Raw genomic sequence first — 19019 nt, 5'->3', positions numbered from 1 at the left:
GAGGGGAGGGACTTCCGTCGCTGCGGGGTCGGTGCCCCTTTCGCGTCGCAGGGAGTCCACCGGTCCACGGGCTACCAGGGTATCAGCGACGCACCGAGGCCGGTCCCGGCCGCGCCTCGCACCGCCTCCCACACCTGTTCTCACGTGTCACCCTTTGTCCCGGGACTCACCCTTGGCCACGATGTTCATCGAACCGATGTTGCCGGGACCGTGGCACAGAACTCCCAGGTGCGTCGTATCCTGCTCGGACGTTCGCTGCCGAGTCCGGCCGGCATCGGCACACCCCGCCCGATTTCCCGGAAGATGAGCTCGTCAACGACCCTTGACCGAAGTACACCGAAGTACGCGCCCCGCGGGGCGGACGTGGCCGTTCGACTGGAGATGCACGTGGCCGGGCGCATCGAGGATTACGCACTCATCGGAGACATGCAGACCGCTGCCCTGGTCTGCCGGGACGGCACAGTCGACTGGCTGTGCCTTCCCCGCTTCGACTCCCACGCCGTGTTCGCGGCGCTGCTCGGCACCGATGAGCACGGTTTCTGGCGGCTGGGCCCCGCGCACCCGGCGGGCTCCGCACCGCCGCGGGCGACCAGGCGCCGCTACCGCGGGGACTCCCTCATCCTCGAATCCGAGTGGGACACCCCGCGCGGCACGGTGCGCGTGACGGACTTCATGCCGCCGCGCGACGGTGCCCCGCAGGTGATCAGGATCGTGGAGGGCATCAGCGGCCGGGTGCCGATGCGCTCGGCACTGCGGATGCGGTTCAGCTACGGCCGCGTGGTGCCGTGGGTGCACAAGGTGGACAACCGTACGGTCGCGGTCGCCGGGCCCGACTCGGTCTGGCTGGACACCTCCGCCGAGACCTACGGCAAGGACCTCACCACCTACTCCGACTTCACCGTGGCGCCGGGCGACCGGATCGCCTTCACGATCAGTTGGCAGCCCTCGCACCGGCAGCCGCCGGCGCTGCCGGACCCGGAGGGCTCGCTGGAGGCGACCTCCGACTTCTGGCGCGAGTGGGTCGAGCACTGCACGTACCACGGCCCCTACCGCGAGGCCGTGATCCGCTCGCTGATCACGCTCAAGGCCCTGACGTACGCCCCGACGGGCGGGATCGTCGCCGCGCCGACGACCTCGCTGCCGGAGGAGATCGGCGGCGTACGGAACTGGGACTACCGCTACACCTGGCTGCGCGACGCCGCGATCACCCTCTCCTCGCTGCTGCGCACCGGCTACCGCGAGGAGGCCCGCGCCTGGCGCGAATGGCTGCTGCGCGCCGTGGCCGGCGACCCGGAGAACCTCCAGATCATGTACGGGATCGCGGGCGAACGGGAGCTGGGCGAGGCGGAGCTGGACTGGCTGCCGGGCTATGAGCGCTCCGGCCCGGTCCGGGTCGGCAACGGCGCGGCGCACCAGCTCCAGCTCGACGTGTACGGCGAGGTCACTGAGGCGCTGCATCTCGCGCACATGACGGGCCTGGCCCGCAACGACTACGCCTCGGTGCTCCAGCTCAAGCTGATCCGGTATCTGGAGAAGCACTGGGACCAGCCGGACGAGGGCATCTGGGAGGTCCGCGGGCCGCGCAGACACTTCGTGCACTCCAAGGTGATGGCCTGGGTCGCGGTGGACCGCACGATCAAGCTGATCGAGTCGGGCGACGCCGACGGGCCGCTGGAGCGGTGGCGCGAGATGCGGGACGACATCCACCGCGATGTCTGCGAGAAGGGTTACGACAAGGAGCGGAACACCTTCACGCAGTCGTACGGCTCCAAGGAACTGGACGCCTCGCTGCTCCTCATCCCGCAGATGGGCTTCCTGCCGCCGGACGACAAGCGGGTCATCGGCACGATCGAGGCGATCCAGCGCGAGCTGTCCACCGAGGACGGGTTCGTCATGCGGTACCCGACCTCGGGCGAGGAAACGGGCGTGGACGGTCTGTCGGGCGACGAGGGCGCCTTCCTCGCCTGTTCGTTCTGGCTGGCCGACGATCTGGCGATGATCGGGCGGGTCGAGGAGGCGCGCAAGCTCTTCGAGAAGCTGCTGGCGCTGCGGAACGATCTGGGGCTGCTGGCGGAGGAGTGGGACCCGAAGCTCCAGCGCCAGGTCGGGAACTTCCCGCAGGCGTTCAGCCATGTGCCGCTGATCGACACGGCGCTGCGGCTGACGGCGTCGGGCGCGTACGGAGGCTGACAACGGGTCGCGGATCCGGGTGTACGGGCCGGGGCGAGGGCGGTGTGCCCTCGCCCCGGCTCCGCTCTCGGGAGCGGGTGTACGGGGCCTGCCGGCGGTCCCGGGACGGGCGTTCCCTGGGCCGGGAGCGAGTGCTTCTTGTGCCGGGAGCGAGTGTTCCTTGTGCGGCGTGACCGCGGGTAGCCTCCGGCTTCATGGACAGTCAGGGCGGTATCACCGTACGGCGGGCACTCGAACTGCCCGGGCTGCGCGGTGGTCTCCCCGAGGTCGTGGCCTGCGCGGACGAGCTGGACCGTACGGTGCGCTGGGTGCACGCGGGCGAGGTCCCGAACATCGCGTCGCTCCTCAAGGGCGGCGAACTGCTTCTCACCACCGGGCTCGGTCTGGGCACCCGCCCCGCCGACCAGCGCGCCTTCGTCCGGACGCTCGCCGACCGGGGGATCGCGGCGCTGGTGGTGGAGCTGGGGCCGCGGTTCGGCCGGCTGCCGGCGGCGATCGTGGAGACGGCCCGGGCCGCCGGGCTGCCGCTCGTACAGCTCCACCGCGAGGTGCCCTTCGTCTCGGTGACCGAAGAGGTGCACACGGAGATCGTGAACGGCCACTACGCGCTGCTGCGGCAGGCCGAGGAGGTGCACCGCGCGTGCACACGGGCGCTGCTGGACGGCGGCGGGGCGGAGCGGGTGCTCCGGATCCTCGCGGACTTCGCGGGCAACCCGGTCTTCCTGGAGACGGCCGAGGGGCGGCTGCTGTACGCGGCGGCGCCCGGCTCGGGCCCGGCCGCCGCCGATCCGCTCCAGATCTGGGCGGGGCTGCGCGGCCGGCGGGAGGCTCGCGAGGCCGGGCCGCCGGCCGGGGCGGTGCTGGTGGAGGTGCCGGGCGGCGGCCCTGGCACGGGTGCCGTACGGGCCCGGCTGGTGCTGCTTGCCGTGTCGGCTCCGCCGCTGCCGGTGCACCGGATGGCGGCCGAGCGCGCGGCGGGCATGCTGGCGGTCGTCCTGATGCAGGCCCGGCAGGAGGAGGAGCTGGCGGCCCGGGGCCGCGGTGATTTCCTGACCGATCTGGCGGAAGGCCGGATCCGCGCCGAGGACGCGCCCGCGCAGGCGAGGGTGCTGGGCTTCGGACCGGGCGAGGGGCCGCTGCTGCCGGTGGTGATGAAGCTGGGCCCCGAACCGCTGCCGCCCGACTACTGGGCACCGCTGGCCCGTGCGGTGCTGGAGGAGCTGGCGTCGGTGGGGGTGCCGGTGCTGCTGGGGGTACGGCCGGTGGAGGGCCGGGTTCCGCTGCTGGTCGGACTGAACTCCGAGGCCGTACGTACGGCGGTGGCCGACCGGGTCGCGACGGCACTGCGCTCCGGCGTGGAGCGGGCAGGGATCGAACGCGCCGGCGCGCGCCCGCCCGTGGTGGTCGTCGGGGCCGCGGGCGGCTGGGCGGCGGCGAGCGCGGGGCTGCGGCATGCGGCGGAGACCGCGACGGCGGCGCGGGGCCTGCCGGAACGCCCCTGGTACGACGCCCGCCGCCTCGACATCGACCTGCTGCTGTGGCGGCTGCGCGAGCACCCGGACCTGGCGGCCTTCGTGCACCGCGCGATCGGTCCCCTCCGCGACCACGACCGCGTCTCCCGGCCTGTACTGCTCCCCACCCTGGAGGCCTATCTGGCGCACGCGGGCCGCAAGGCGGAGACGGCGCGCGAACTCCATCTGAACCGCCAGACGCTGTACAACCGGCTGTCCCGCATCGCCGATCTGCTGGGCATGGATCTGGACGACCCGGAGACGGTCCTCACACTGAGCCTGGCGCTGCGGGCGAGGCGGCACGCGCGGTAGACACCTGGGACACGTGGCCGGGCGGGGCCTCAGCGGCGGGGTGCCTGGGCCAGTTCGTCGTACACGCACAGCACCTGCGCGATCGTCTCGTCCTCCGTCGGCCAGGTCTCCGCCTGCGCCCGGCCGGCCGTGGTGAGCCACTCCCTGCGGTCCGGGTCGCCGAGGAGCCGTACCACCGCGTCCGAGAGGGCCGCGGCGTTTCCGTACGGTACGAGTTCCGCCGCGTCGCCGACCAGTTCGGGGACCCCGCCGACGGCCGTGGCCACCAGCGGTACGCCGAGCCGCAGCGCCTCCTGTGCGAGGACCGAGCGGGCCTCCCAGCGGCTGGGCAGCAGCGCGATGTCCGCGGCGGCGAGGAGTTCGGCGATGTCGTCGCGCCGGCCGATGAGCCGTACGGGCAGGCCTTCCGCGTCGATACGGCGCTGGAGCCGCCCGCGCTCCCGGCCCTCGCCGGCGATGGCGAGCAGCGGGGCGGGGTCGAGGGCGCGCCAGGTGGCGGCCGCGTCCAGCAGTATGTCGTACCCCTGTTCCGGTGTGAGGCTGCCGACGGCCATCAGCAACGGGCGTTCGACCGCGCCCAGTTCGGCACGGGCCTTGCTCTCGGGGCCGCCGGGGTGCTGGGACGGCGCGGGCAGCGCGACCGGCGCGAGGCGGGCGTCGCGGGCACCCCTGCTGCGCGCGCGGTCGACCAGTTCGGACGAGGTGCCGAGCACAACGGCCGCCGCCTTCACGGCCCTGCGTTCCAGGAGGCGTACGAGATGGGCGCGCGGTCCCTCCACCTGCGCGCGGGTGTGCCAGGTGACCACCAGCGGTATCCGCTGCCCGCCGAGCGCGATCGCGGCCCGTACGGCCGCGTTCAGCCCGTGGGCGTGCACGACGTCCGCGCCGGCGCACGCGGCGCGCAGGGTCGCGACGGAGGCGGGGTCTCCACGCCGGGGTACGGCGACATGGTGCGCCCCGGAGCCGCCGAAGTCATAGGCGCGGTCGACGTCCACGGGGGCGCATACGGTGACGCGCACGCCCCGGGCGACCAGGCCCGCCGCCAACGACCGGACGTGCGCGCTGCTGCCCGCGCTGCCTCCGCCGAGTACCTGGACCGTACGCATTTGTGTCACGTGGTCAAGGCTCCTGAATCGGAAACGGGGACGCCGTCAAGAATGCCAGCCCGCACACCCGTTCCGTCACCACGGCCCCCCACTTCCGCCCCTCACCGGGCCGAATCCCCCCGCGGACCACCCACACGGGTGAACCCGTCCCCACCCAGCAAAAACAAGCGTCCGGCGCTTGAGGACACGGGAAGGGGCCGGGGGCGCGAAATCGAGCCCGTCCGGCGCTTGAGGACACGGCACCGCAGCCCGGCCGCCGCGAACACGCCCCGCACCAGGGCTGACCGTTCCGTCCTCAAACGCCGGACGGGCTGGATATGCGCCCCGGCACGAAGCCCGGCACCCACCACCGCCCGACGCCCCGTGTCCACGGTCCCCTAGCCGGGAGGCGTCCTCGCGGAAGCGAGTAGTTCTTCCGCGTGCGCTCGCGCCGTTTCCGAGTCCTCCTGGCCCGCCAGCATCCGCGACAGCTCCCGTACCCGGTCCTCCCCCTCCAGCACCGTCACCCCCGACCGCGTCACCGAGCCGTCGTTCGTCTTCTTCACCAGGAGCTGGCGGTCGGCGAACGCCGCGACCTGGGGAAGGTGCGTCACGACCACCACCTGCGCGGACGTCGCGAGCTTCGCGAGCCGGCGGCCGACCTCGACCGCCGCCTTGCCGCCGACGCCCGCGTCGACCTCGTCGAAGAGATACGTCGGTACGGGATCGGACCCCGCGAAGACCACCTCCACCGCGAGCATCACCCGCGACAGCTCACCGCCCGACGCGCCCTTGCCGATCGGCCGGGACTGGGCTCCCGGGTGGGGGGCGAGGAGAAGTTCGACCTCGTCGGCGCCGTGCGGCCCGTACACCACGGAGCGCCCGCCCACCTCGACGCCGGACAGTTCGTCCGCGGCCTCGGTCTGGCGGATGTCGAACGAGACGCGCGCGTGCGGCATCGCCAGCGACGCCAGCTCGGCCGTGACCGCGTCGGCGAAGCGCGCCGCGGCCTCGGTCCGGGCGTCGGTCAACGCCTGGGCGAGGCCGGACAGTTCGGCGCGCAGCGCGTCCCGCTCGGCCGTCAGCTCCGCGATCCGGTCGTCGTCGCTCTCCAGCTCCATGAGCCGTGCCGCGCTCTCCTCCGCCCAGGCCAGCACCGCCGCGATGTCCGCGCCGTACTTGCGGATCAGCGCGTTGAGCGCGGCCCGCCGCTCCTCCACCGCGGCCAGCCGCCGCGGATCGGCGTCCAGATTGTCCGCGTAACCGGCCAGTTCGCCCGCCACGTCCGCCAGCAGGATGGAGATCTCGCCCATCCGGTCGGCGAGTCCGGCGAGCGCCGGGTCGTGGGACCGTACGGCCTCCAGCGCCCGTCCCGCGCCCGCGACCAGCGTCGTCGCGTCGACGCCCTCCGGGTCCTCGGGATTGCCCGCCAGCGCGCCGTGCGCCAGGGCCGCCGCGGACGCCAGCGCCTCCGCGTGCCCGAGCCGCTCCGCCTCGGCGGCCAGCTCGATGTCCTCGCCCGCCCGCGGCTCGACGGCCGCGACCTCGTTCAGCCCGAAACGCAGCAGATCGGCCTCCTGCGCGCGCTCACGGGCCCGCGTGGTCAGCTCCTCCAGCTCCGCGGCGACGGCCCGCAGCCGCCGGTACGCCACGGTGTACGCGGTGTGGGGCGCGGCGACCGCGTCGCCCGCGTACCGGTCGAGGGCCTTGCGCTGCCGCGCGGGCCGCAGCAGCCCCTGCTGGTCGGTCTGGCCGTGCACCGCGACCAGATCGTCCGCCAGCTCCGCCAGCACGCCCACCGGCACCGAACGCCCGCCCAGGTGCGCGCGCGAGCGTCCCTCGGCGGAGACCGTCCTGCTGATCAGCAGCGTCCCGTCCTCCAGCTCGGCCCCGGCCTCCTCGGCCCGTACGGCCGCGGGCGCGCCCGCGGCCATGGTGAGCCGGCCCTCGACGACCGCCGACTTCGCGCCGATCCGTACCAGCGCCGGATCGGCCCGGCCGCCGAGCAGCAGTCCCAGACTGGTGACGACCATGGTCTTGCCCGCGCCTGTCTCACCGGTCACCGCGGTGAAGCCTGGCGACAGCTCGACGACCGCGTCGTCGATGACCCCGAGCGACCGTATCCGCATCTCCTCCAACACGGTCATGACCATACGAGGTCCGGGCACCGCCGCGCGACGGCCCCCACCCGAGGTTCCCCCGCCCGTGCTCAGTGGGGCGCCCCGCGCCAGCCCGACACCGGCAGTGCGAACTTGGCCACCAGCCGGTCCGCGAACGACGCGTGGTGCAGCCGCGCCAGCCGTACGGGCACGGCTCCGCGCCGTACCTCGACGCGCGCTCCCCGGGGCAGTTCGACGGTTCTGCGCCCGTCGCACCACAGCACCCCGTTCGGCGTGTGCGCCTGCACCTCCACCGCGAGCACCGTGGTCGGCGAGGTGACCAGCGGCTTCGCGAACAGGGCATGGGCGCTGATCGGCACCATCAGCAGCGCCTCGACCTCCGGCCAGACGACCGGCCCGCCCGCCGAGAAGGCGTACGCCGTCGACCCGGTGGGGGTGGCGCACACGATCCCGTCGCAGCCGAAGGCGGTGACCGGCCGTCCGTCGATCTCCAGGACCACTTCGAGCATCCGCTCGGGCGAGACCTTCTGCACGGCCGCCTCGTTGAGCGCCCAGTCCCGGTGGACGACATCGCCGTTGCTGTGCACGACGACATCGATCGTCATCCGCTCCTCGACCTCATACGCGCGGGTGACCACGCGGTTGACGACCTTGTCCAGATCGTCGCGCTCCGCCTCGGCGAGGAAGCCGACCCTGCCCAGGTTGACCCCGAGCATGGGCACGCCGGAGGCCCGCGCGAAGGCGGCGCCGCGCAGCAGCGTCCCGTCGCCGCCGAGCACGATGAGCAGTTCGCAGCCGTCGAGCACGTCGGGGGCGGTCTCGGGGACGGTCTCGACGGCCGGCGGGAGCGGCAGATCGGCCGCCTCCGTGGCCAGGACCCGTACGCCGAGACCGTTGCGCACCAGTCCGTTCACGACCAGTTCGGCGCTGCGGACCGCCGCGGGCCTGCCGGTGTGGGCGAGCAGGAACACGGTCCGGTCCGCGTTGGCCGCCCGTACGTCGGGGGCGGTCTCGGCGGCCGGGACACTCCTGCTCCGGACGGCCCCGGCGGGCCGGGGGCTCTGCGCGGGCTGGCTCATCTGAGTAGTACGCGTGGTCAACGGGGTCCCTCCGCCACTGCACGGTCGACATCCGCCGGGTCCAGCTCGGGCGCTCCGGCTCGGAGCCACAGAAAGTACTCGACATTCCCGGAAGGACCAGGCAGCGGACTGGCGGTGACGCCCCGTACCCCGAGGCCGAGTTCACCGGCGCGGCGCGCCACCGCCCGTACCGCCTCGGCCCGCAGCTCCGGGCTGCGTACGACACCTCCGCTGCCCAGCCGTTCCTTGCCCACCTCGAACTGCGGCTTCACCATCAGGACCAGGTCCGCGCCGGGCACGGAGCAGCGCACCAGCGCGGGCAGCACCAGCCCCAGCGGGATGAACGACAGATCCCCGACCACCAGATCCACGGGCTCCCCTCCGATCGCGTCGAGCGTCAACTCGCGTACGTTCGTACGGTCCTTGACGGTGACGCGTTCATCGCCCCGCAGCGACCAGGCGAGTTGCCCGTAGCCGACGTCCACGGCGACGACATGGCCCGCGTCCGCGCGCAGCAGCACATCCGTGAAGCCGCCGGTGGACGCGCCCGCGTCGAGGGCCCGCCGGCCGCGGACCTCCAGGCCGAGGGGTACGAAGGCGGCCAGCGCGCCCGCGAGTTTGTGCCCGCCGCGCGAGACGTAGTCGGGTTCGGTGTCGTCCGCGGTGACGACGACGGCGGCGCTCGTCTCGACCTGGGTGGCGGGCTTTGTCGCGGTGGTGCCGCCGACGGTCACCCGGCCCGCGGCGATGAGCTGGCTCGCGTGCTCGCGCGAGCGCGCGAGCTTACGGCGTACCAGCTCGGCATCGAGACGGCGGCGTGCCAGTCCTGCCACGTTCGGTTCAGCTCCTGTGGTCGTACGCGAGAGAGGTCACCGGGGCCCCTGCGGACCGCCCGGCGGGCCCGGGGCCGCCGGGCGGGCGTCGAGCGCGGTCAGCGCGTCGCGCAGCCCCCGGTGCACATCCTCGTACACCTCGACATGGCCGTCCGCCGGGAGGTGGTCGGCGTCCGCGAGCCGGGCCAGCCGCTCGTCCACCTCGGCGTTGCCGGTCGGGACGACGCCCACGCCGAGCGGGCGCGGCGCCGCCGGGTCCGGCGCGGACGGTCCCGCGGCGCCCGGCCCGTGCCCGTCCGGTACGGCGGCCGATCCCGCCATCGAGTCGCTCATGCCCAGACGCTACCGCGAAGGCCTGCGGTACCGTCGATCGCGATGGCGACGAAGGAGGAGTGCCGCAGCGCACTCGAGAAGCTCTCTGACAATCTGGCGCAGGCGGACGGGAAGGTCCGTACCGCGGCGGGCTTCGACCGTTCACTGACCTGCCACATCACCGATCTGGACGTCACGTTCACCGGGCGGCTCGTGGACGGCAGGATCGAGGTGACGGAGGCGATGCCGGGCCCGCCGTCGGAGAAGGCGCAGATCGGGCTGGCCATGGCGGGCGACGATCTGGTGGCGCTGGTCGACGGCGAGCTGAGTTTCGCCCGGGCCTGGGGAGCGGGCCGGGTCAGGCTGGACGCGGGCTTCCGCGATCTGGTGCGCCTGCGGGCGCTGCTCTGAGAGACACGGACGACGCGGCGGGACGCGGCGGACGCGTGCTCCGCCGGGTCCGCCGCCCGGCAGGCACCACCAGCGGCGTACCGGTCTCCGGGTCGTCGATGACCTGGCACCGCAGCCCGAACACCTCCTCGACCCGCTCCGCCGTGACGACCTCCGACGGCGGCCCCTCCGCCACGACCGCCCCGTCGCGCATCGCGATCAGATGGGTGGCGTAGCGGGCGGCGTGGTTGAGGTCGTGCAGTACGGCGACGAGCGTACGACCGCCGGTCTCGTGCAGTTCGGCGCAGAGGTCGAGCACATCGATCTGGTGCTGGATGTCGAGGAAGGTGGTGGGTTCGTCGAGCAGCAGGAGCGGGGTCTGCTGGGCGAGGGCCATCGCGATCCAGACGCGCTGGCGCTGGCCGCCGGACAATTCGTCGACATGGCGATCAGCCAGTTCGGCGACACCGGTCGCCGCCATCGATTCCTCGACGATCCGCTCGTCCTCCGGCGACCACTGGCGCAGCAGCCCCTGGTGCGGATAGCGGCCGCGGGCCACCAGATCGGCGACGGTGATGCCGTCGGGCGCGACCGACGACTGCGGCAGCAGCCCGAGGGTCCTGGCGACCTTCTTGGCGGGCATCGCGTGGATGACCGTACCGTCGAGCAGGACGCGCCCCTGGGACGGCTTGAGCATCCGGGAGAGCGCGCGCAGCAATGTCGACTTGCCGCAGGCGTTGGGGCCGACGATCACCGTGAACGAATGGTCGGGGATCTCGACCGACAGATCGCGGGCGATGACCCGCTGGTCGTAGCCGAGGGTCACCGATTCCGCGGTGAGGCGCTGCATGGTCGTACTCCTGCTCGTGGTGCCCGCGGGTTTCGTCCGTGCCCTGTTCCCGTTCGTATACGGCCTCATCAGGTGCGGCTCGTACACGGCTACGGCCTCGCGCACGACCCATAGCAAGAAGTTAGGTTAGCCTACCCTCGTAACCCGCTCGCTGAGCGGTGCGCCGCAGGGGCAAGCCCGCACGTACGCACCGACAGCCCCGGCGCCACGTTCAACAGCCGTACAGTTCACAGCCGTACAGTTCTCCAGCTCTACAGCCCCAGCTTCGCCAGCGCCTTGCCCGCGTCCAGCGCGCTCGCCCCCTCGCCCGCCTCCGTCCACGCCGCCGCGCACAGCGCGCGCAGCCCGTCCAGCGCCGAGCCCTCCCCCTCCAGCACCAGCGTCTGCCCGCCGGCCGAAGCGGTCCAGCCACCGCACCCGAACCCGTCGCCGGTCACGGCCACTTCGGGCTGCCCGGTCAGCAACCCCCGCAGATCCGCGTCCACATAGGTGGGCCGGTGCCTCGGCACCGCCGCCAGAAGCAGCGCCGCGTCCGTCACCCCGGTCAGGACGAGCAGCGAGTCCACATCCCCGTTGAACGCCCCCTCGATGTCCGTGTCCAGCCGGTCCCCGACCACCAGCGCCCGCCGCGCCCCCGTCCGCAGAATCGTCTCCCGGTGCATCGGCGGCAGCGGCTTGCCCGCGACCTGCGGCTCCGCGCCCGTGGCGATCCGTACGACCTCGACCGCCGCGCCATTGCCCGGCGCGATCCCCCGCGCGCTCGGAATCGTCAGATCCGTATTGGACGCGAACCACGGCAGGCCCCGGTTGATCGCGTAGCACGCTTCGGCAAACCGCCCCCAGGGCAGCTCAGGCCCCCCGTACCCCTGCGCGACCGCCGCCGGATCGTCATCGGCCGACTCGACCGGCACGAGACCCCGCTCGCGCAGCGCGACCCGCAGCCCCTCCCCGCCGATCACCAGCACCCTGGACCCCGCGGGAAGCTGCTCGGCAATCAGCCGGGACACCGCCTGCGCCGAGGTGATCACATCGGCGGGAGCGGCCGGCGCGCCGAGTTCCGTGAGATGTGCCGCCACGGTCTCGGGCGTACGCAGCGCGTTGTTGGTGACGTACGCGAGATGCATCCCGCCGTCCCTGGCCGTACGGAGCGACTCGGCCGCGTGCGCGATGGCCTCGCCCCCGGCGTACACCACGCCGTCGAGATCGAGCAGAGCCGTGTCGTACGCCTCGTACAGCGCGGTCGCGCTCCCGCTCGGCCTGGTCCTGCCCCGCTCGCTCATCCGCCGTCCGTCCCTCGCTCGTGCCGCCGGTACCCCGGTGGCTCCGATGGCTTCTCCCCCGATCATCGCTCATCCCCCACGGCCCACATACGATGCCCTGATGAACACAACAGGTCCCGGGGACAAGGGGCTGCGACTGATTCCGTTCCGTGGGCTCCGCTATGTCCCCGAACGGGTCGGCAGCCTCGCCGCGGTGACCTCGCCGCCGTACGACGTGGTCGTCAGGCCGGACGGCCTGCACCACCTGGAATCGGCCGATCCGCACAACATCGTCCGGCTGATCCTGCCGCAGGCCGCCACCCCCGTCGAGCGCCACCGTCAGGCCGCGCGCACACTGGGCCGCTGGCTCGCCGAGGGCGTCCTCGCACCCGACGCGAAGCCCGCGCTGTACGTGTACGAGCAGCGCAGGGGCGAGCTGCTGCAGAGAGGGGTGATCGGGGCGCTGGCGCTGTCCGCCCCCTCCGACGGCATCGTGCTGCCCCACGAGGACGTCATGCCGGATGTGGTGGAGGACCGCGCGGCCCTGATGCGGGCGACCGAGGCCAATCTGGAGCCGCTGCTGCTGACCTACCGCAGCGGAGGCGAGGCGGGCGGCGCGGCGGACGCGCCGGAGGGCGCCGGTACGTCGGGCGTCATCGAGCGCACCGTCCGCAGGCCCCCGCTCCTCGCCACCACCACGGAGGACGGCTTCGGCCACCGGCTGTGGTCGGTCACGGACCCCGGCGACCTCGCTGAGATCACCGAGGACCTGGGCCACCACCAGGCCCTGATCGCCGACGGCCACCACCGCTGGGCGACGTATCTGCGCCTGCGCGACGAGCACACGGACCACGGCCCGTGGGGGTACGGGCTGGTCCTGCTGGTCGACACGGCCCGCCATCCCCTCCAGGTGCGCTCCATCCACCGGCTGCTGCACCGGCTGCCCGTCGGCCGCGCGGTCGAGGCCCTCGCGGGCTCCTTCCGTGTCCGTACGATCGAGGGCCCGCTCCCCGAGGCACTGGACGCCCTGGCCGGGGCCGCCGCCTCGGGCAACGCGTTCGTGCTGGCCGGGGACGGCCGCTTCCATCTCGTCGACCGCCCCGACCCCGGGCTGCTGGCACGTACGGTCCCGGCGGACCGGCCCGCGGCCTGGCGGGCGCTGGACGCGACGGTCCTGCACAGCACGCTCCTGGACCACGTCTGGCGGATCCCGGACGCGCCCGAGCACATCGCGTACATCCATGACACGGCGGCGGCCGTCGACAAGGCGGAACGCGACGGCGGTACGGCGGTCCTGCTGCACCCGGTGCGCGAGGAGGTCGTACGCGAACTGGCCCGCCAGGGCGTCATGATGCCGCGCAAGTCCACCTCCTTCGGCCCCAAGCCGGCGACGGGACTGGTGCTGCGCAGCCTCACGCTGGACTGAGCATGTCTGTGGGCGGTATCCCGGCCGGGATACCGCCCACGGAGCGTCAGATGTACGGACGTGCGGTTGTACGGGACGTACGGGCGTCAGCTCAACGCTCAGTCCCTGGCGTCGCGTTCGCCGTCTTCGTAGTCATCGGCGTCCTCGTCGGCGTCGCCAATCACGTCGTCGCCGCTGCTGCTGCTGTCCAGGTCGTCGTCTTCGTCGTCATCGACCAACGCGTCGACGAACTCGACCCCGTCCAGCTCCGCGAGCCGGTCCGAGGCGTCCGTAGCGCCGTCCTTGTCCGCCTCGACCGTCTTGGCGAACCATTCGCGGGCCTCGTCCTCGCGTCCCGCCGACAGCAGAGCGTCGGCGTAGGCGTAGCGCAGCCGCGCGGTCCACGGCTGTACGGAGTTCGACGCCAGCTCGGGGCTCTGGAGCGTCACGATGGCGGCGTCGAGCTGCCCCATGTCCCGGCGCGCGCCGGCCGCGACGAGCCGCATCTCGACCTGGCCCGCCTTGTCGAGCTTCTGCACCTCGGGCTCGCCGGCCATCGCCATCGCCCGCTCCGGACGGCCGAGACCGCGCTCGCAGTCCGCCATGACGGGCCACAGATCGACGCCCCCGGTCATCCGCCGCGCGGCCCTGAACTCGGCCAGCGCCTCGGCGTACTTCTGGGTGGCGTACGCGGCGAAGCCGGCCGCCTCGCGTACGGCGGCGACCCTGGAGGCGAGCCGCAGGGCGATACGGGAGTACGCGTAGGCCTGCTCGGGATCGTCGTCGATCAGCTTGGCGACCATCACGAGGTTCTTCGCGACGTCCTCGGCAAGTGTCTTGGGCAGGCTCATCAGTTCCTGCCGGACGCTCGCGTCGATCTCCTCGCCGGTCACATCCTCCGGGATGGGCAGCCGCTTGATCGGCTCCCGGTCACGGTCCCGATCGCGGTCACGGCCCCGGTCGTCCCGGCGCTCGTACCCACCACCACGGCGCTGGTCGTCGCGTCCGCGGTACCCACCGCGATCACGGTCGTCACGTCGGCCGTAGCCGCCACCGCCGGTGGGCCTGCCACCGCTGGGCCTGCCGCCGCCTCCACGGCTGTCGTCCCGGCGGGGACCACTGGGGCGGTCGTCCCGGCGGACGTAGCCGCTCCCCGGCTGTCGCCGCGGTCGTCGCGGCGGAAGGGGGGCCGGTCGTCGCGCCTGTCATCACGCCGGTCATCACGCCGGTCGTCGCGCCTGTCGTCCCTACGGGGTCCACTCGGCCGGTCGTCGCGACGGTGGCCGACAGGACGGTCATCGCGGCGGCCGTAACCCCCGCTCCCCGAGCCGAAACCGGGCCGCCCGCCACGGTCGTCACGGCGATCGTCCCTGCGGTCATCGCGCCGGTCGTCCCTGCGCGGTCCACTGGGGCGGTCGTCACGACGCGGCCCGCTCGGCCGGTCATCACGACGGTGCCCGACGGGGCGGTCGTCACGGCGGAAGGCGGGCCGGTCGTCGCGCCTGTCATCGCGGCGGGGACCGCTCGGCCGGTCGTCACGACGAGGGCCGCCGGTACGGTCGTCACGCCGCCCGTATCCGCCACCGCTGCCGGCACCGGCAGGCCGTCCGCCCCGGTCATCACGACGGGCGTAACCACTGCCGCCGGGCGCGGAATTGGCGCCGAAGGCCGGACGCCCACCACGGTCGTCGGAGCGACGCGGCCCGCTGGGCCGGTCGTCGCGGCCACCGCGATATCCGCCGCCCCGATTGTCATCACGACGGCTGTCACTGCGACGGTTGCTGTCATCACGACGGAAACCACCACGGTCCCGATCATCGCGCCGGTCCCGATCGTCGCGCCGCGGACCGCGATCGCGATCGTCACGGCCTCCGCGGAAGCCGCCCCGGTCACCGCTGTCCCGACGGCGCTGATCGCGCTCGGGACGGTCGTCGGAGGAATTGGGGGACATCGGTTGGGCTCCTGTCTTCGGGTACCGCAGTCATTCTCTCAGAAAAACAAAAAGGACCCATGGTCCAGCATGAACGCTGGACCATGGGTCCTTGAAAGATTGTTCGGCGGTGTCCTACTCTCCCACAGGGTCCCCCTGCAGTACCATCGGCGCTGTAAGGCTTAGCTTCCGGGTTCGGAATGTAACCGGGCGTTTCCCTCACGCTATGACCACCGAAACCCTATCGGGCCACCCCGCAGAAGCGGGATATCGGCACTTAGCGAACAAGCACACTCTTCAATTGAGTACATACTGGTTCAACCGGTGCGACTGTTCGCAACCCGGGAACCACACAGTGGACGCGAGCAACTGAGGACAAGCCCTCGGCCTATTAGTACCGGTCAACTCCACCAGTCACCTGGCTTCCATATCCGGCCTATCAACCCAGTCGTCTACTGGGAGCCTTACCCCCTCCAGGGGGTGGGAGTCCTCATCTCGAAGCAGGCTTCCCGCTTAGATGCTTTCAGCGGTTATCCCTCCCGAACGTAGCCAACCAGCCATGCCCTTGGCAGAACAACTGGCACACCAGAGGTTCGTCCGTCCCGGTCCTCTCGTACTAGGGACAGCCCTTCTCAAGACTCCTACGCGCACAGCGGATAGGGACCGAACTGTCTCACGACGTTCTAAACCCAGCTCGCGTACCGCTTTAATGGGCGAACAGCCCAACCCTTGGGACCGACTCCAGCCCCAGGATGCGACGAGCCGACATCGAGGTGCCAAACCATCCCGTCGATATGGACTCTTGGGGAAGATCAGCCTGTTATCCCCGGGGTACCTTTTATCCGTTGAGCGACGGCGCTTCCACAAGCCACCGCCGGATCACTAGTCCCGACTTTCGTCCCTGCTCGACCCGTCGGTCTCACAGTCAAGCTCCCTTGTGCACTTACACTCAACACCTGATTACCAACCAGGCTGAGGGAACCTTTGGGCGCCTCCGTTACCCTTTAGGAGGCAACCGCCCCAGTTAAACTACCCATCAGACACTGTCCCTGATCCGGATCACGGACCCAGGTTAGACATCCAGCACGACCAGAGTGGTATTTCAACAACGACTCCACAACCACTGGCGTGGCCGCTTCACAGTCTCCCACCTATCCTACACAAGCCGAACCGAACACCAATATCAAACTATAGTAAAGGTCCCGGGGTCTTTCCGTCCTGCTGCGCGAAACGAGCATCTTTACTCGTAATGCAATTTCACCGGGCCTATGGTTGAGACAGTCGAGAAGTCGTTACGCCATTCGTGCAGGTCGGAACTTACCCGACAAGGAATTTCGCTACCTTAGGATGGTTATAGTTACCACCGCCGTTTACTGGCGCTTAAGTTCTCAGCTTCGCCCCACCGAAATGGAGCTAACCGGTCCCCTTAACGTTCCAGCACCGGGCAGGCGTCAGTCCGTATACATCGCCTTACGGCTTCGCACGGACCTGTGTTTTTAGTAAACAGTCGCTTCTCGCTGGTCTCTGCGGCCACCCCAAGCTACCGGCAGCAAGTGCCTTGACCTGGTGTGGCCCCCCTTCTCCCGAAGTTACGGGGGCATTTTGCCGAGTTCCTTAACCATAGTTCACCCGAACGCCTCGGTATTCTCTACCAGACCACCTGAGTCGGTTTAGGGTACGGGCCGCCATGAAACTCGCTAGAGGCTTTTCTCGACAGCATAGGATCATCCACTTCACCACAATCGGCTCGGCATCAGGTCTCAGACTTATGTTGCACGGATTTACCTGCACAACGCCCTACACCCTTACCCCGGGACAACCACCGCCCGGGCTGGACTACCTTCCTGCGTCACCCCATCACTTACCTACTACAGATCTGGTCCGACGGCTCCACCACTCCCCTTCACCCGAAGGCTCCAGGGCGGCTTCACGGTCTAAGCATCGTCTGATTCGATACTGGGCGTTTCAAAGCGGGTACCGGAATATCAACCGGTTGTCCATCGACTACGCCTGTCGGCCTCGCCTTAGGTCCCGACTTACCCTGGGCAGATCAGCTTGACCCAGGAACCCTTAGTCAATCGGCGCACACGTTTCCCACGTGTGAATCGCTACTCATGCCTGCATTCTCACTCGTGAACCATCCACCACTCGCTTACGCGGCGGCTTCACCCGGCACACGACGCTCCCCTACCCATCCACACACCCGTTAGAGCTATTGTGTGAATGACACGACTTCGGCGGTATGCTTGAGCCCCGCTACATTGTCGGCGCGGAATCACTTGACCAGTGAGCTATTACGCACTCTTTCAAGGATGGCTGCTTCTAAGCCAACCTCCTGGTTGTCTCTGCGACTCCACATCCTTTCCCACTTAGCATACGCTTAGGGGCCTTAGTCGATGCTCTGGGCTGTTTCCCTCTCGACCATGGAGCTTATCCCCCACAGTCTCACTGCCGCGCTCTCACTTACCGGCATTCGGAGTTTGGCTAAGGTCAGTAACCCGGTAGGGCCCATCGCCTATCCAGTGCTCTACCTCCGGCAAGAAACACACGACGCTGCACCTAAATGCATTTCGGGGAGAACCAGCTATCACGGAGTTTGATTGGCCTTTCACCCCTAACCACAGGTCATCCCCCAGGTTTTCAACCCTGGTGGGTTCGGTCCTCCACGACCTCTTACAGCCGCTTCAACCTGCCCATGGCTAGATCACTCCGCTTCGGGTCTTGAGCGCGCTACTAAAACGCCCTATTCGGACTCGCTTTCGCTACGGCTCCCCCACACGGGTTAACCTCGCAACACACCGCAAACTCGCAGGCTCATTCTTCAAAAGGCACGCAGTCACGACACAGGCAAAGCCTGTGCGACGCTCCCACGGCTTGTAGGCACACGGTTTCAGGTACTATTTCACTCCGCTCCCGCGGTACTTTTCACCATTCCCTCACGGTACTATCCGCTATCGGTCACCAGGGAATATTTAGGCTTAGCGGGTGGTCCCGCCAGATTCACACGAGATTTCTCGGGCCCCGTGCTACTTGGGAATCACACAAGCGAGCCGTACAGATTTCAGCTACGGGGGTCTTACCCTCTACGCCGGGCCTTTCGCATGCCCTTCGCCTACCCATACGGTTTCTCACTCGCCCAACAGCCGGCAGACTATTGAAGTGCGATCCCACAACCCCGCATGCGCAACCCCTGCCGGGTATCACACACATACGGTTTGGCCTCATCCGGTTTCGCTCGCCACTACTCCCGGAATCACTGTTGTTTTCTCTTCCTGAGGGTACTGAGATGTTTCACTTCCCCTCGTTCCCTCCACACTGCCTATGTGTTCAGCAGCAGGTGACAGCCCATGACGACTGCCGGGTTTCCCCATTCGGACACCCCCGGATCACAGCTCGGTTGACAGCTCCCCGGGGCCTATCGCGGCCTCCCACGTCCTTCATCGGTTCCTGGTACCAAGGCATCCACCGTGCGCCCTTAAAAACTTGGCCACAGATGCTCGCGTCCACTGTGCAGTTCTCAAACAACGACCAGCCACCCACCACCCCCACACCATGCGCGTGGAGTTCACTGGGACCGGCACTGAAGAAACAGGCAACACACTCACCCGTACCCTCAGACACCCAACAGCGCGCCCGACCCGGTCCCTATCCAGTCCACGTTCCACGCCGAAGCAGTACTAGTGACCTTCACGAACCGTGCCGAATAGTCAACGTTCCACCCATGAGCTGACCACCGCCGGACA

12 protein-coding genes and 2 rRNA genes are annotated in these 19019 nt (G+C 70.1%); 4 read left to right on the top strand and 10 right to left on the bottom strand.

The annotated features are described in order from the left end of the window. Window positions 1-381: 381 nt before the first annotated feature. Window positions 382-2190 (top strand): glycoside hydrolase family 15 protein, encoded by a 1809-nt coding sequence (locus KQY30_RS28450; RefSeq protein WP_217311376.1) that lies wholly within the window; start codon window positions 382-384, stop codon window positions 2188-2190. Between the two features lie 194 nt (window positions 2191-2384). Continuing rightward, complete coding sequence (locus KQY30_RS28445) at window positions 2385-4013, top strand: PucR family transcriptional regulator (RefSeq protein WP_217309296.1); 1629 nt, start codon at window positions 2385-2387, stop codon at window positions 4011-4013. Between the two features lie 29 nt (window positions 4014-4042). Here KQY30_RS28445 and KQY30_RS28440 read toward each other — a convergent pair whose 3' ends face one another. From KQY30_RS28440 to KQY30_RS28420, 5 genes are all read right to left on the bottom strand, one after another. Continuing rightward, window positions 4043-5128, bottom strand: a complete 1086-nt coding sequence (locus KQY30_RS28440) for a glycosyltransferase family 4 protein (RefSeq protein ID WP_254407362.1) — start codon at window positions 5126-5128, stop codon at window positions 4043-4045. A 368-nt stretch (window positions 5129-5496) separates the two neighbouring features. Then, on the bottom strand, window positions 5497-7245 hold the full coding sequence (gene recN / locus KQY30_RS28435; protein WP_217309294.1) for a DNA repair protein RecN: 1749 nt from the start codon (window positions 7243-7245) through the stop codon (window positions 5497-5499). 62 nt (window positions 7246-7307) lie between these two features. Further along, on the bottom strand, window positions 7308-8297 hold the full coding sequence (locus tag KQY30_RS28430) for an NAD kinase (protein ID WP_254407361.1): 990 nt from the start codon (window positions 8295-8297) through the stop codon (window positions 7308-7310). A 17-nt stretch (window positions 8298-8314) separates the two neighbouring features. Continuing rightward, window positions 8315-9130, bottom strand: coding sequence for a TlyA family RNA methyltransferase (locus tag KQY30_RS28425; protein WP_217309293.1), 816 nt, complete (start codon window positions 9128-9130; stop codon window positions 8315-8317). A 36-nt stretch (window positions 9131-9166) separates the two neighbouring features. Beyond that, window positions 9167-9451 carry a hypothetical protein gene (locus tag KQY30_RS28420; protein WP_217311374.1) on the bottom strand — a complete coding sequence of 95 codons (285 nt, stop codon included), beginning with the start codon at window positions 9449-9451 and terminating at the stop codon, window positions 9167-9169. A gap of 54 nt (window positions 9452-9505) precedes the next feature. On the opposite strand from KQY30_RS28420, the gene KQY30_RS28415 reads away from it, so the two are divergent. Next, the gene (locus tag KQY30_RS28415) at window positions 9506-9853 is read left to right on the top strand and encodes a sterol-binding protein (RefSeq protein WP_217309291.1); all 348 of its coding nucleotides are present in this window, start codon (window positions 9506-9508) and stop codon (window positions 9851-9853) included. On the opposite strand, the gene KQY30_RS28410 is transcribed toward KQY30_RS28415, so the two are convergent. Both KQY30_RS28410 and KQY30_RS28405 read right to left on the bottom strand, forming a co-directional pair. Beyond that, complete coding sequence (locus tag KQY30_RS28410; protein ID WP_217309289.1) at window positions 9801-10682, bottom strand: ABC transporter ATP-binding protein; 882 nt, start codon at window positions 10680-10682, stop codon at window positions 9801-9803. The two genes, KQY30_RS28415 and KQY30_RS28410, sit on opposite strands and share 53 nt — an antisense overlap. Before the next feature lie 251 nt (window positions 10683-10933). Further along, entirely contained in the window at window positions 10934-11962 is a 1029-nt protein-coding gene (locus KQY30_RS28405; RefSeq protein ID WP_217309288.1) for an HAD hydrolase-like protein, read from the bottom strand. Between the two features lie 100 nt (window positions 11963-12062). Here KQY30_RS28405 and KQY30_RS28400 point away from each other — a divergent pair, with 100 nt between their 5' ends. Beyond that, a complete protein-coding gene (locus KQY30_RS28400) occupies window positions 12063-13367 on the top strand; it encodes a DUF1015 family protein (RefSeq protein WP_217309287.1) in 1305 nt (434 codons plus the stop codon). 98 nt (window positions 13368-13465) lie between these two features. On the opposite strand, the gene KQY30_RS28395 is transcribed toward KQY30_RS28400, so the two are convergent. From KQY30_RS28395 to KQY30_RS28385, 3 genes are all read right to left on the bottom strand, one after another. Beyond that, window positions 13466-14257: a tetratricopeptide repeat protein gene (locus KQY30_RS28395; protein ID WP_217311373.1), complete on the bottom strand. Its 792-nt coding sequence runs from the start codon at window positions 14255-14257 to the stop codon at window positions 13466-13468. Window positions 14258-15398: 1141 nt separating this feature from the next. Further along, a 5S ribosomal RNA gene (rrf, locus tag KQY30_RS28390) occupies window positions 15399-15514 on the bottom strand. A 133-nt stretch (window positions 15515-15647) separates the two neighbouring features. Next, a 23S ribosomal RNA gene (locus KQY30_RS28385) occupies window positions 15648-18765 on the bottom strand. Window positions 18766-19019: the final 254 nt, after the last annotated feature.

This window comes from Streptomyces sp. GMY02 (assembly GCF_019056675.1).
GTDB lineage: Bacteria > Actinomycetota > Actinomycetes > Streptomycetales > Streptomycetaceae > Streptomyces > Streptomyces odonnellii.
Note: the sequence above shows the minus strand (reverse complement) of the source record. Positions and strands in the feature narration are given on the sequence as shown.